Annotated in this window: 11 protein-coding genes; 4 read left to right on the top strand and 7 right to left on the bottom strand. The window is 73.8% G+C overall.

The genetic code is table 11. The features are described from left to right. The first annotated feature begins 65 nt into the window (after positions 1-65). Positions 66-1,163 carry a hypothetical protein gene (locus D7I43_RS26015; protein ID WP_120331206.1) on the top strand — a complete coding sequence of 366 codons (1,098 nt, stop codon included), beginning with the start codon at positions 66-68 and terminating at the stop codon, positions 1,161-1,163. 15 nt (positions 1,164-1,178) lie between these two features. Here D7I43_RS26015 and D7I43_RS26010 read toward each other — a convergent pair whose 3' ends face one another. Genes D7I43_RS26010 through D7I43_RS25995 form a run of 4 tightly spaced genes read right to left on the bottom strand, consistent with a single transcriptional unit; the run spans position 1,179 to position 5,192 of the window. Further along, complete coding sequence (locus D7I43_RS26010) at positions 1,179-1,442, bottom strand: acyl carrier protein (RefSeq protein WP_120331205.1); 264 nt, start codon at positions 1,440-1,442, stop codon at positions 1,179-1,181. Positions 1,443-1,456: 14 nt separating this feature from the next. Beyond that, the gene (locus D7I43_RS26005) at positions 1,457-2,680 is read right to left on the bottom strand and encodes a pyridoxal-dependent decarboxylase, exosortase A system-associated (RefSeq protein WP_120331204.1); all 1,224 of its coding nucleotides are present in this window, start codon (positions 2,678-2,680) and stop codon (positions 1,457-1,459) included. After that, positions 2,677-4,281, bottom strand: a complete 1,605-nt coding sequence (locus D7I43_RS26000) for an acyl-CoA ligase (AMP-forming), exosortase A system-associated (protein WP_120331203.1) — start codon at positions 4,279-4,281, stop codon at positions 2,677-2,679. Before D7I43_RS26000 ends, D7I43_RS26005 begins: the two co-directional genes overlap by 4 nt. Before the next feature lie 44 nt (positions 4,282-4,325). Continuing rightward, a complete protein-coding gene (locus D7I43_RS25995) occupies positions 4,326-5,192 on the bottom strand; it encodes a hypothetical protein (RefSeq protein ID WP_192902278.1) in 867 nt (288 codons plus the stop codon). A 277-nt stretch (positions 5,193-5,469) separates the two neighbouring features. On the opposite strand from D7I43_RS25995, the gene D7I43_RS25990 reads away from it, so the two are divergent. After that, positions 5,470-6,429, top strand: a complete 960-nt coding sequence (locus D7I43_RS25990; protein ID WP_120331202.1) for a glycosyltransferase — start codon at positions 5,470-5,472, stop codon at positions 6,427-6,429. A 57-nt stretch (positions 6,430-6,486) separates the two neighbouring features. Here D7I43_RS25990 and D7I43_RS25985 read toward each other — a convergent pair whose 3' ends face one another. Genes D7I43_RS25985 through D7I43_RS25975 form a run of 3 tightly spaced genes read right to left on the bottom strand, consistent with a single transcriptional unit; the run spans position 6,487 to position 9,330 of the window. After that, on the bottom strand, positions 6,487-7,164 hold the full coding sequence (locus D7I43_RS25985) for a polysaccharide deacetylase family protein (RefSeq protein WP_120331201.1): 678 nt from the start codon (positions 7,162-7,164) through the stop codon (positions 6,487-6,489). Then, positions 7,157-8,044, bottom strand: coding sequence for a glycosyltransferase family 2 protein (locus tag D7I43_RS25980; protein ID WP_120331200.1), 888 nt, complete (start codon positions 8,042-8,044; stop codon positions 7,157-7,159). The genes D7I43_RS25985 and D7I43_RS25980 overlap by 8 nt, the downstream gene beginning before the upstream one ends. After that, a complete protein-coding gene (locus tag D7I43_RS25975; protein WP_120331199.1) occupies positions 8,041-9,330 on the bottom strand; it encodes a glycosyltransferase family 4 protein in 1,290 nt (429 codons plus the stop codon). Before D7I43_RS25975 ends, D7I43_RS25980 begins: the two co-directional genes overlap by 4 nt. A gap of 489 nt (positions 9,331-9,819) precedes the next feature. Between D7I43_RS25975 and D7I43_RS25970 the strand changes: the two genes are divergently transcribed. Beyond that, entirely contained in the window at positions 9,820-10,797 is a 978-nt protein-coding gene (locus tag D7I43_RS25970; RefSeq protein ID WP_120331198.1) for a GumC domain-containing protein, read from the top strand. Beyond that, entirely contained in the window at positions 10,794-12,176 is a 1,383-nt protein-coding gene (locus D7I43_RS25965; RefSeq protein ID WP_120331197.1) for an O-antigen ligase family protein, read from the top strand. Before D7I43_RS25970 ends, D7I43_RS25965 begins: the two co-directional genes overlap by 4 nt. Positions 12,177-12,328 lie beyond the last annotated feature (152 nt).

Raw genomic sequence — 12,328 nt, 5'->3', positions numbered from 1 at the left:
GATCCTGCGTGGACGTCCCGCGCGGCGCCCCGTCGCACACCCGCCGAGCAGATAGGTTCGCCGCGATGTCGCAGATTTCGAAGCCCGTCAGGACCCGTGGGAGACGCCTCGCGCTCGCCGGCGCCGGCCTCCTGCTGGCGGTGACCGGCTCGGTGCTGTTCCTGACGCAGCGCGGCTCGGCACCGGCCGGTGAGACCGACGCGGCGGCCGTCGCCGACCAGCCCGGCGTGACGCCGTCCGGCCCGGGCGCCTCCGTACGGCCCAGCGGGTCCGCGAGCCCCCGCGCCTCCGGGTCGGCCTCCGCCACGGCGTCGGGCAGCCCGTCCGCCGGTCGGGGCGGGGAACCCGCCGACCGGACGCGGCCGGCGGTGGTGTGGCCGAACCCCGCCACCACCGGCGTCCCGGCGGGTTGGCGTCCGAAGCAGACGCGCACGACGGATCTGAAGATCACCCGGGCCGGGTCCGTGGTGAGGGACATCCGGCTCGTCAACGCGGACCTCATCGTCGCCGCCCGGGACGTGCGGGTACAGCGGGTCGAACTCCAGGGCGGCAGCATCATCAACGACTCCACACCGTCGTGCAACAACGGGCTGGTGGTCGAGAACGTCACGCTGACCCGCGGCCCGGGGCAGGTGACCCGCAGCGAGGACCTGCCCGCCATCCAGGCCGGCGGGTACACGGCCCGGCGGGTCCGGATCGACGGCCGCCCCGAGGGCTTCCGTGTCGCCGGGAAGAGCCTCGACTGCGGTCGCGTCACGATCGAGGACAGCTTCGCCCGGGTCACCTCGCCGGACGTGTGCGGCGACTGGCACGGCGACGGCGTGCAGGGGTACGACGGGCCGCCACTGGTCGTCCGCAACGTCACGCTGGAACTGGCGCAGACCGCGTCCTGCGGCGGCACCGCCCCGTTCTTCTACCCGGCGGACCAGGGCAACACGTCGGTGGAGGTCGACGGCCTCCTGGTCAAGGGCGGCGGGTACCCGTTCCGTCTCGCCATGCCCGGGTCCGTCCGCAACCTGCGCGTCGTGGACGGGTCGTGGGAGTACGGGCCGATCGACGTGGCCTGCTCCCTGGTGACCGCGTGGGAGGCGGCCGTCGTCACTGTCGGGCCGGACTACCAGCCGACCAGGACGGTGCGACGGCTCCCCTGCGACACGCCGTGACGGCGCGGTCGAGGGTCAGGCGAGCTTGCTCTCGACGAGCGCCGTGAGGCTGCCCAGTGTCTCGAACGACTCGGCGGTGACGTCCTCGTCGTCGAACTCGATGTCGAACCGCTCCTGCAGGGCGGCGAGCAGCTCCACGACGGCCAGCGAGTCCAGCTCGGGCAGGCTGCCCAGCAGCGGCGTCGACGGGACGAGGGTGTCGGCGCGGTCCTCGACACCGAGCGTCGCCACGACGACCGACCTCACGTCGTCGACCAGGGCGGTGTTGGTCAGCTCCATGGTGGTTCCTCTCGTCAGACCAGGACCTCGGCGGGTGCCGGGTGGCTCAGGAAGGCGGTGGGGCTGGCCGTGAGCCCGTAGGCGCCGGCCTGGAACACGACGACGAGGTCGTCGATCTCCGCGGCCGGCAGCGCCACGTCGTCGCCCAGCAGGTCGAGCGGCGTGCACAGGCAGCCCACGACGGTGGCCGTCCCGGCGGGCTCCTCGTCGATCCGGTTGCCGACGGCGATCGGGTAGTTGCGGCGGATGACCTGGCCGAAGTTGCCGGAGGCGGCCAGCTGGTGGTGCAGGCCGCCGTCGACCACGAGGAAGACCTTTCCCCGTGACTCCTTCCGGTCCACCACGCGGGTCACGTACACGCCGCACTCGCCGACGAGGAAGCGGCCCAGCTCGACGACCATCCGGGCGTCGGGCAGGTTCGGTCGGACCGAGTCGGCGAGCAGCGCCGCGAGGTTCTCGGCGATCGGGGCCAGGTCCAGCGGGGTGTCCCGCTCGAAGTAGGGGATCCCGAAGCCGCCGCCGATGTTGAGGTAGCGGACGGGGGCCGGGGCGTACGCGGCGAGCCGGAGCGCGAGGTCGACGGTGTTGCGCTGCGCCGCGCAGAGGATGTCGGCCCGCAGGTTCTGCGAACCGGCGAAGATGTGGAAGCCCAGGACGTCCAGGTCGGCGTGGGCGAGTTCCTTGAGGAGCGCGGGCACCCGCTCGGCGTCGACCCCGAACTGCTGGGGTCCGCCGCCCATCCGCATGCCCGATCCCTTGATCGCGAAGTCGGGGTTGACCCGGACGGCGACCCCCGGCCGGATGCCGAGCCGCTCGCCGGTGGCCACCACCCGGGCCGCCTCGGTCTCGGACTCCAGCTCGATGGTGACACCGGCGGCCACCGCCTGGGTGAGTTCCGCGGGAGTCTTGCCCGGGCCGGCGAAGCTGACCCGGTCGGCCGGCATCGGCGTGTCCAGCGCCGTACGCATCTCCAGCGCCGAGGCCACGTCGAACGCGTCGACCAGCCCGCTCAGGTGCTGGACGACGGCGGGCATCGGGTTGGCCTTCACGGCGTACCCGAGTTCGACGTCGTCGGGCAGCGTCGCCCGGACGAGCGCGACCCGCTCGGTCAGCAGCCGCCGGTCGTACGCGAAGAAGGGGGTGCCGCCCACCCGCTCGGCGAGACGGTCCACGGGGACGCCGCCGACGGTGAGACGGTTGGCCGCCCGGCCGAACGCCGCGATGGTCGGGTGGGTCACGACGCCTCCCCGGTGCGCGCCTCGGACGCCTCGCGCGCCGTCTTGGTCAACTCCGCGCGCAGTAGGTTGCGGTCGAACTTGCCGTTCGGTGAGCGGGGGATCTCCGCGCGCACGACGACCTCCTTCGGCACCATGTAGAGCGGCAGGCGCCGGCGCAGGTCGGCGAGCAGGCCGGCCGGGTCGAGTACGGCGTCGCCGGGCGGGCTGGCCACCAGGACGATGCGCTGGCCGAGGCGTGGGTCGTCCACGCCGATCGCCACCGCGTCCCGGACGAGACCGGTGTCGTACACCACCTCTTCGACCTCCGTCGGGCTCACCCGGTAGCCCGACGTCTTGATCATGTCGTCGCCGCGCCCCACGAAGTACAGGAAGCCCTCCTCGTCGCGGACCACGATGTCCCCCGACCAGACGGCGACCTCCGGGGTGCACAGCCCGGCGGGGCGGCCCGGCGCCGGCCGGAACCGCTCGGCGGTCCGTTCGGGGTCGTTCCAGTAGCCCAGCGCGACCAGCGGACCCCGGTGCACCAGTTCGCCGGGCTCGCCCGCGGCGCACTCGGACCCGTCCGGCCGCACCACGAGGATCTCGGCGTTGGGGATGGCCTTGCCGATGGAGTCGGGCCGGCGGTCGGCCTCGGCGGGGTCGAGGTAGGTCGAGCGGAACGCCTCGGTGAGCCCGTACATGAGGTAGGGCCGGGCCTGCGGGAAGAGCTGCCGGAGCCTCGCCAGGGTGCTGGCCGGCATGCGGCCGCCGGTGTTGGCGACGTAGCGGATCCTGGCGGTCGCCGCCTCGGGCCACGCCCGGTCGGCCAGCTGGATCCACAGTGGCGGCACGCAGGTCAGCCCGGTCACGCCGTGCCGCGCGCAGGCCGCGACGACGTCGTTCGGGGTCAGGTAGTTCACGAGCACGACGTGCGCGCCCGCCGCGAACCCGGTGGTGAGCTGGCTGAAGCCCGCGTCGAAGCTCAGCGGCAGCACCGCGGCGATGACGTCGTCGGGCGTGTTGCCGAGGTAGTGGCTGACGCTCTCGGCGCCGGCGACGAGGTTCCGGTGCGACAGCACGACGCCCTTGGGCTTCCCCGTGCTGCCGGAGGTGTAGAGGATGGCCGCCATGTCGGTGTCGACGCCGGCGGTCGGCGGTGCCGCCTCGCCGGCCACGAGGTCGGCCCAGCGGCTGACCGTGTAGTGCGCCCCACCGGTGGCCGGCGCCGCGCCGACGACCACGACGTGCGTGAGCGACTTGCAGCCGTCGAGTTCGTCGCGCAGCAGGGCCAGCAGCTCGGCCGTGGTGACGAGCACGCGGACGTCGCAGTCCGCCGCGATGTACGCGACCTGCCGGGCCCGCAGCAGCGGGTTGACGGGCACGAACACGCCGCCGGCCGCGGACGTGCCGAACACGGCCGCCACCGTCTCGACCCGCTTGTCGAGGTAGACCGCCACCCGGTCGCCGCGCGCGAGGCCGAGGCGGCGCAGGCCGCCGGCCACGGCGGTGACCTCGCGCCACAGCTGCGCGTACGTCAGCGTGGTGTCCCGGACGGTCAGCGCCGGCGCGTCGCCGCGTCCGTGCGCCGCCTCGGCCACCAGGTCGTGCACGTGGGTCCGCATCCGCGCCGCCCCTCCTCCCGCCGGTCCGGTGCCCGGCCGTCCGCTCACCAGGCCACGCAGACGAGCTCGCTGTACAGGTAGTCGATCTGGTCCGGGCGCAGCCGGGAGCTGCGGAACATCTTGCGGCGCGGCGAGCGCAGGAGCACCGACGGCCACGGGCGGTGGCCGGTCACCCGGCTCTCCACGAGGGTCGCCGGGATCCGGTGGCGCAGCAGGAGGTGGCGGGCCAGCGGCCGGGCCATCCGGCGGAACAGCTCGGGGTTGCTGACGTGCAGGATCGACGCGAACAGCGGCAGCCGCTTGCGGCGGTCCCGGCGGAAGACGACGTAGCACCACTCGTCGCCGCTGCGCAGCACGAGGTGGTGCGCGGCGGCGGTGCCCGCGTGGTCGCGGTACAGCCGCAGCTCGGAGCCGGTCAGCGTGCTCTCCACGACGCGGGGGTCGGCGCTGACGCGGTGCCGGCGCGGCCACGACGGCCACGGGAGGTTGGGCATGAGCGCCGTCGTGGTGTCGAGGAACTGGAACTTCAGCCGGCGGTTGATCGGAACGACGGTGCCGCTGGGCGAGAGGTCGGTGAAATGCAGGTCCGGCTGGTCGAGCAGCGCCTTCAACAGCCGTACGCCGTGGATGCGGTATTCGGGCAGGACGCACCATGCGCCCAGATTGCAGAACCGTTCGGGCCGGCCGTCGATCATCCGTTCCGAATAGAACGCGAGGTGGACGCCGACGACCGCGCCGTCGCGTTTCGTGTCGACGAGCATGAATCCGTGATTGGGCGCGTCGACCGTCCACGGCACCTGGACAGACCGCTCCCACTCGGCCGCCGACACCCGGCCGTTCAGATGGGTGTGGAGGAACTCCGCCGCGCGGCGCAGATCGGAATTCGTGATCGGGGTGACCCGGACTGCCATCGCGGCTGCTGTCTCCCCACCTGACGCGCCGAACCGTTGCTGGGGCAACGTATCAGGCGCCAGGAAGGGATCACAGGCGGACGTTCGGGCCGACCGGTCCGCCCGTTCGACGCGGTGGCGCGCAGTTCCGCCGAGAGCATCCGACGCGGAGGCGGATTGTCGTCGGCCGACGGCACAGCAATGGATCGGCGCGGTTCCGCGCGGTCCGCCGGCCACCGCAGAATGGGCACCGCAGGCCGGTCCGGTCGGATCGACGCTGGCGATTTCAGGAGCACAGGTGACCGGTACCCCCGAGACGATCGCGGTCGTGGTCGTCACCTACAACAGCGCGCGGTTCGTCCCGGACCTCGTGGCGTCGCTGGGCCCCGGCCTGGCCGGACTGGACTGGCACCTCACGGTCGCCGACAACGCGTCCTCCGACGACACCGTCGAGGTGCTGCGCCGGGAGGCGCCGTGGGCGCGGATCGTCGAGACCGGACGCAACGGCGGGTACGCGGCCGGCATCAACGCGGCGGTCGCCGCGGCGGCGCCCCACCACGCCGTGCTCGTGCTGAACCCCGACGTACGCCTCGCGCCGAACTGCGTACCGGAGCTGCTCGCGGTGCTGCGCCGGCGCAACGCGGGCATCGCCGTGCCGCGGATCGTGCGGGCCGACGGCGGGTTCAGCCCGAGCCTGCGCCGGGAGCCGACGATCCCGCGCGCCCTGGGTGACGCGGTGCTCGGCGCCGACCGGATGGGGCGGATCGGAAGCCTCGGCGAGGTGATCACGGACCGCCGGTGGTACACGCGGGAGGTCACGGTCGACTGGGCGGAGGGCTCCATCATGCTCATCGACCGCGCCTGCTGGGACGCCTGCGGTCCGTGGGACGAGTCGTTCTTCCTCTACTCGGAGGAGACCGAGTACGCGTTGCGCGCCCGTGACCGTGGCTTCGCCCTGGTCCTCGCCCCGCGCGCCCGGGCCCGGCACCTCGAGGGCGACTCGGCCACGTCGCCGCGCCTGTGGGCGCTGCTCACCCTCAACCGCGTCCGCCTCTACCGGCGGCGTCACCGCCTGCCGGCGGCCGTCGTGTACTGGGCGCTGATCCTGCTGCGCGAGGCGAGCCGGGCCGCCGCCGGCAACCGGTGCAGCCGGCACGCCGCGCGCGCCCTGGTCAGCGTGCGCCGGCTCCGGGAGACGCCGGGACCGGCGAGCGTGCAGCCGCCGGCCGCGACGGGCGCGGTCACCGCCGGGGCGTGACAGGCCGGGCGTGGTCGCCGCCGGGCGTGACGAGCCCACGGCCGCGTCCAGGCGGGGTCACCGCCAGCGCTTGACCAACCCGACGGCCGCCGACCGGAGGCGCCGGGCGACCGGCGGGGTCGCCAGGGCGGCGGCGCGCACCGTCGTCGCGTCGTCGTCGCGCCGGACGCTGAACCGCGGCTGCAGCCAGGCGTCGCGTCGCGCGGGCCGCCGGTCGCTCGTGTAGACCCGCCGGTAGCCGAGCTCGCGCAGCCGCGAGAGCAGCGCCCGGTCGTACCGTCCCAGCGGGCAGGCGGCCGTGTCGACGCCGCCGCCGACGACCGCGGCGAGCCGGTCGCGCGCGTCGACCAGCTCCTCCCGCCGGGTGCCGGCGTCCATGCCCCGCCACGAGCGGTGGTGCATGCCGTGGGTGCCGATGCGCATGCCGTGGGCGTGCAGCTCGCGGACGGCGTCCTCGTCGAGGCTTCCCGGGGCGCCCAGCCGGCCGGCGAGCACGAAGAAGTCGGCGCGCAGGCCGCGTGCCAGCAGGGCGGGCAGGCCGATCTCGACGTCGGAGGCGTTGCCGTCGTCGAAGCTGATCCGCACCGACGGCCAGGTGGCCACCTCGTCGAGGATCCGGTGGAACGCGTCCCGGCCCACCCAGTAGCGGTCCTCACCCGGCTCCAGGTGGCGCCGGGGCACGCCGACGCCGTGGAAGCAGACGTTGACGACACGTCCGCGGTCGCTGTCAGCCATCGCTCTCCGCACTCGCCAGGGTCGGCTCCCGGCTCGACTCGTCCCGCCCCCATCCGCCGCCGCCGGTCCGCCGCTCGCGCCGGGCGCGCAGCGCGGCCACGAGCGTGACGCCGACGTAGCAGGCGGCGGCCGGCGCCAGCCAGGGCCGCGGCAGGACGACGTCGCGCAGCCACGACGAGCGGGCCGGCCGGCGTACGGCCACGGTGGTGACCGCGCCCCGCGCGGCCGCGGCGCGCAGCGCGGTGTTGCCGGCGCGGACCCGTGCCAGGCGGCGGACCAGGTCGCCGGTGCGGCGCGGGGTGGCCACCCGGGCGGAGGCGCCGGCGACCTCACGCTTCTCGTGCGGCGCGAACAGCCCGTCGAGGTAGAGGTCGTCGGCGGTCATGGCGGGGAACGCGTCGAAGCGGGCCCGACCGGCCGCCGACAGCGCGATGGCGCCCCGGCCGAAGAGGCTGTGCCGGAACGCGGGGAGCCGGGAGTTGATCGCGTAGTAGGCGCGGACGATCGCGGGACGGCCACGCAGGTCGAGCGCGCGGCCCGGCACCACGGCGAGCGGCGGGTCGCCGTCGGGGCCGTCCAGTGCCGCGACGAGCGCGGGCAGCGCGCCGGGGGAGAGGACCACGTCGGCGTCGAGGTAGACGCGGGGGAAGCCGACGGCGACCGCGTCGCCGGCGTTGAGGGCGGCCGCCTTCCCGGCCACCGGCAGGTCGAGCACCCGTACGCCGGCGCGCTCGCGGGCCACGGCGGCGGTGGCGTCGGTGCATCCGTTGGCCACGACGGTGACGTCGAGCGTCCCGCGCGGCGCGTCGGCGAGCAGCGCGTCGAGGCACCGGCCGATGACCGCCTCCTCGTTGTAGGCGGCGATGACGACGCTGGTCACCGACGGGGCTCCGGCGCGTCGGCGGGTGATGTCACGGGGGTCGCGCCCTCTCCGGCCACGGCGGGACGCGCGGCGCCGGGCTCCGCGGTGGTGGGCCGGCGGCGCGCCAGCAGGCGGTGCCACACGTCGACGTACGCCACCCTCTGGTGTTCCCAGGCGAGCTGGTGGGCGAAGCGGTCGCGGCCGATCTCGGCCATCCGGGCCCGGCGGGGCGCGTCGTCGAGGAGGTCGGCGATCGCGGCGGCGAACTCCTCCGGCGTGCCGTGGGGCACGTAGACGGCGGCGGCTCCGGCGGAGCGCCGCGTCTCGATCAGGTCCACGGCCACCACCGGGAGGCCCCGCGCCAGGTACTCGACGGTCTTGGCCATGGTCGACAGCTCGTTCATCCGGGTGGGCTCGTCGGGCTGGATCGCCACCGTCCCGGTGCGCAGCAGGTCGTCCACCTCGGTGCCCTCGAGCCAGCCGGTGAACTCGACGACGTCACCGAGGCCACGGTCGGCGACGAGCTTGCGCAGCGCCGGCATGCTCTCGCCGTCGCCGGCGATGACGAGCCGCCAGTCCCGGGCGGGGCGCAGCCGGGTCAGCACCCCGGCGGCGAGGACGGCGCCCTCGACGTTGTCCTGCGGGCCGAGCACCCCGAGGTAGACGATCCGGTGTCCGGTCGCGGCCGGTGCCGGGGTCGCCGACCGGATCTCGCCGGCCGCCGGACCGTTGCGCACCACCGTGACCCGCTCCGGCGCGACGCCGCGGCGCACGGCGTTCTCGCGGAACGACTCGTTGGTGGCGAAGACGGCGCTCGCGCTGCGGAGGGTGAGCCACTCCATCGTCGTGAGCAGCCGGAACACCAGCGGGTTGGGTGAGCCGCCGGACCGGGTCGCGTAGATCTCGGGGCAGAGGTCGTGGTGGTCGAACACCCACGGGCGCCCGAGGGCCCGGAAGAGGAGCGCGAGCGGCCAGTAGACGTCCGGCGGGTTGCAGACCTGCACGGCGTGCGCCCGGCCGCGCAGCAGCTCGCCGAGCAGCCGCACGGTGATGCACAGGAACGACCAGGCGAACTCGAGGGCGAACGAGAGCACGCCGGAGCCGTAGACGAACACCGGGTACGGCCGCAGCCGGGTGCCGCGGCTGCCGGGGAGGATCCTGAGGCTCCGGTCGCCCCGCGGCGCGATGATCGTGACGTCGTACCCGCTGGCCTCCAGGGCGAGGGACTCCCTGATCACCCGGCGGTCACGCTCGGCCGGAAGGTTGGCGACGAGGATGGCGATGTGCGGGCGGGAGCTTCTCATGTCACCTTCTTGACCTCGGTGTCGACCGTGCGGGCACGCCTCCCCTTCATTTCCGAGAACGATTCCGGATTGATGAGGTTTCGAACAACTGGCCGCAAGGGCGTTCTCGTCTCGCCGTTTCGCCGGTTGATCCGCGTGGATCCCCGATGTGGACGTGGCTGACCGGTCCTTGCATTCGCGGGTTTCGTATGAATGCAACCCCCTAATCAGTGATCGATTCCGGGGTTCCGGCGGCCGATGCGCCCGACGCCGAATGGGCGGCCGGCGACGGCGTGCCGGATGTCCACCCGCGACGGGCGGGCCGATGTCGTTGCCGAAAAGGTCGGCGACGTCGACCGATCAGATATGTGGCGCAGGTGGCGGGCCCGGCCCCGCGTCGCGGTGCCTTGCCAATACCTGAACGCCGATCGGATACTTGCGCGAACGGCCTTCGGGTCCGCTCGACAGCTACGCGCTGACTCGTCGGCCAACTGACGCCAAAGGATCAAAATGGACCTCTGGGATCTGACCCGCCTGCTGTTTCGGCGGTGGTATGTCGCGCTTCCGATCCTGCTGGCGTCAGTGCTCACCGCGGCCCTGGTCGGCCAGTCCGTCAAGCCCGACTACCGGTCCACCGGCAACCTCGTCCTGATCCCCGCGCCCGGGCCGGTCGAGCCGGCGAACCCGAAGCAGCCGACGGCGGAGCGGCCGAAGAATCCGTGGGGGGATCTCGGGCTGGAGGCGCTCGGCAACGCGGCGATCCTCAAGGTGCTCGACCAGAAGACGCTGAAGGGCCTGGCCGACTCCGGCCTGTCCGACAGCATCACCGTCCAGGTGACCCCCCGGGCGCCGATCCTCTACGTCGAGGCGGTCGGCAACTCGCCGGCGCAGGCCACGGCGACGGTCCGGGAGGTCATCAGGCTGCTCGTGGCGGAGGTGGCGGAGCAGCAGAAGGGCTTCGGCGTGCTGCCGCAGGACACCATCACGACGCTGACGCTGACCGACGGCGCCGACGTCGAGGCGGTCACCTCGAAGGTCAAGCGGGTGCTCGTGGTGATCGTCGGTCTGGGCCTGCTCATCACGGCGGCCGGCACGATCGCCGTCGACGTGCTGCTGCGACGCCGGCAGCGCCGCCGCGGCCGGGTGGACGTCGACGAGGCGGACGAGGCGCTCCGGGCCGAGGCCGCGGCCCGCGAGCCGGGCCAGCGCCGGGTCGACGTCCCGCCGCACGGGCACGACGGCGAGGCGGTCCGGCGGGCCCGCCTCGGACCGGAGCCCGGCGCGTACCGGTCGCGGGAGCAGCCCGGCGTGGGCGCCGAGCGGCGCGTCGCCGTCGAACCGAAGCCGGGCCGGCACCCGCAGCAGGGCGTCGAGTACGTCCCTCCGCGTACGCCGCCGACGGCGGCGCCGGCGGCGGACCGGACCGTCATCCTGCCGCCGGCCCGCGGCCAGTGGTCGGGCCGTGAGGGCCGAAACGGTGGGCGGTGAGCGCCACCCTCCTGCACCCGGCGGACCTTGAGCCGTCGCTGCTGGCCGTCCGCACCTACGCGAGCCGTCGGCGGCGGGCGCGCATCGACGCGGCGGCGCTGCTCAGCCTCATGGTGGCCCTGCTGTACTGCCTGCCGGCCACGCTCATCGCGCCCGAGCTGACCTTCGCGGGACGGCCCGCCCTCCTGGTGGCGTTCGCGCTCGCCTGCTGGTGGTCGCTGACCCGCCTGCACCCCCGCCTGGTGATGTCCGGGTCCCAGCCGATGCGCTGGGCGGCGTTCGCCTACCTGTTGTCGTTCCTGCTGTCGTACCTCGCGGGCACCATCCGCGGGCTGCCGCAGCTGGAGGCGAACGGGCAGGACTTCGCCATGATCATCATGATCGAGTTCCTCGGCGTGGTCCTCATCGCCGCCGACGGGGTGCCGAACTGGCACCGCTTCGCCGGGGTGCTGCGGGTGCTGGTCTGGTCCGCCGGGTTCGCCGCCGTGGTGGGGCTCGTCCAGTCGGTGACGGCGTTCGACATCACCCGGTACATGGTCCTGCCGGGCCTGCGCTTCCACGGCGAGGCGGCGGACTTCGCCGCGCGGGGCGACGGCGGGCTGTTCCGCGTCGCGAGCACGACGGCGCACTACATCGAGTTCAGCACGGTCATGGCGCTCGCCGTGCCGTTCGCGATCCACTTCGCACGGTTCGCGCCGTCGCGGGCCGGGCGCGTCACCAGCGGATTGCTGGCGCTGCTCATCACGGCGGTCATCCCGCTCACCGTGTCCCGGACGGGTGTGTTGGCGCTCGCCGTGACGATCGCCGTGGTGTTCGTGCTCGCCTGGAACTGGCGTACCCGCTACCACGTCCTGGTGCTGGGGGTCGTCACGGCGGCCGGGCTCATGCTGGTGAAGCCGGGGCTGCTCGGCACGTTGGGGGCGCTGTTCGCCTCCGCCGGTGAGGACCCGAGCATCCAGGGCCGCACGCAGGACTACGAGTACGTGGCGTACTGGTTCTCGCAGCGTCCGTGGCTCGGCCGGGGGCCCGGCACGCTGATCCCCGAGCTCTACCTGATCCTCGACAACCAGTGGCTCGGCACGCTGGTCACCGGGGGGATCGTGGGGGTGGCCGCGTTCGCCGGCCTGCACGTCACCGGCATCACGCTGGCGTCGATCGCGATGCGACGGGCCCGGCGTCCCGCCGAGCGGGACCTGTGCGCCGCGCTGATCGCCGCCCAGGTCACGTCGATCCTGGTGTCCGGCACGTTCGACTCGCTGTCGTTCACCACGTTCTCGTTCACCCTCGCGCTGACGTGCGGGCTGTCCGGCGCGGCGTGGCGCCTCACCCACCCGCACCGCAGGATCCGCACGTCGACGGTGCGGTGGTTGGGTGACTGACCACTCGGTCGGCCGGCCGCCGCGCGCCACCGTCACCGACCGGATGAGAGCGCTCGTCCGTGCGGCCAGTGCGGCGATCAGAACGTGTGGCGGAACCCGTCCGACCCGGGTGCCGCAACGACACGATGAGCAATTGTTGGGTCTACCGGGAG

It is taken from the genome of Micromonospora globbae (assembly GCF_003610785.1).
GTDB lineage: Bacteria > Actinomycetota > Actinomycetes > Mycobacteriales > Micromonosporaceae > Micromonospora > Micromonospora globbae.
This window is presented reverse-complemented; position numbering and strand designations above follow the sequence as displayed.

Excerpts from the sequence above, each read along its gene's own strand:
- D7I43_RS26015 (WP_120331206.1), top strand. The coding sequence starts at position 66 with ATGTCGCAGATTTCGAAGCCCGTCAGGACCCGTGGGAGACGCCTCGCG.
- D7I43_RS26000 (WP_120331203.1), bottom strand. The coding sequence starts at position 4,281 with ATGCGGACCCACGTGCACGACCTGGTGGCCGAGGCGGCGCACGGACGC.
- D7I43_RS25995 (WP_192902278.1), bottom strand. The coding sequence starts at position 5,192 with ATGGCAGTCCGGGTCACCCCGATCACGAATTCCGATCTGCGCCGCGCG.
- D7I43_RS25975 (WP_120331199.1), bottom strand. The coding sequence starts at position 9,330 with ATGAGAAGCTCCCGCCCGCACATCGCCATCCTCGTCGCCAACCTTCCG.
- D7I43_RS25970 (WP_120331198.1), top strand. The coding sequence starts at position 9,820 with ATGGACCTCTGGGATCTGACCCGCCTGCTGTTTCGGCGGTGGTATGTC.
- D7I43_RS25985 (WP_120331201.1), bottom strand. The coding sequence starts at position 7,164 with ATGGCTGACAGCGACCGCGGACGTGTCGTCAACGTCTGCTTCCACGGC.
- D7I43_RS26010 (WP_120331205.1), bottom strand. The coding sequence starts at position 1,442 with ATGGAGCTGACCAACACCGCCCTGGTCGACGACGTGAGGTCGGTCGTC.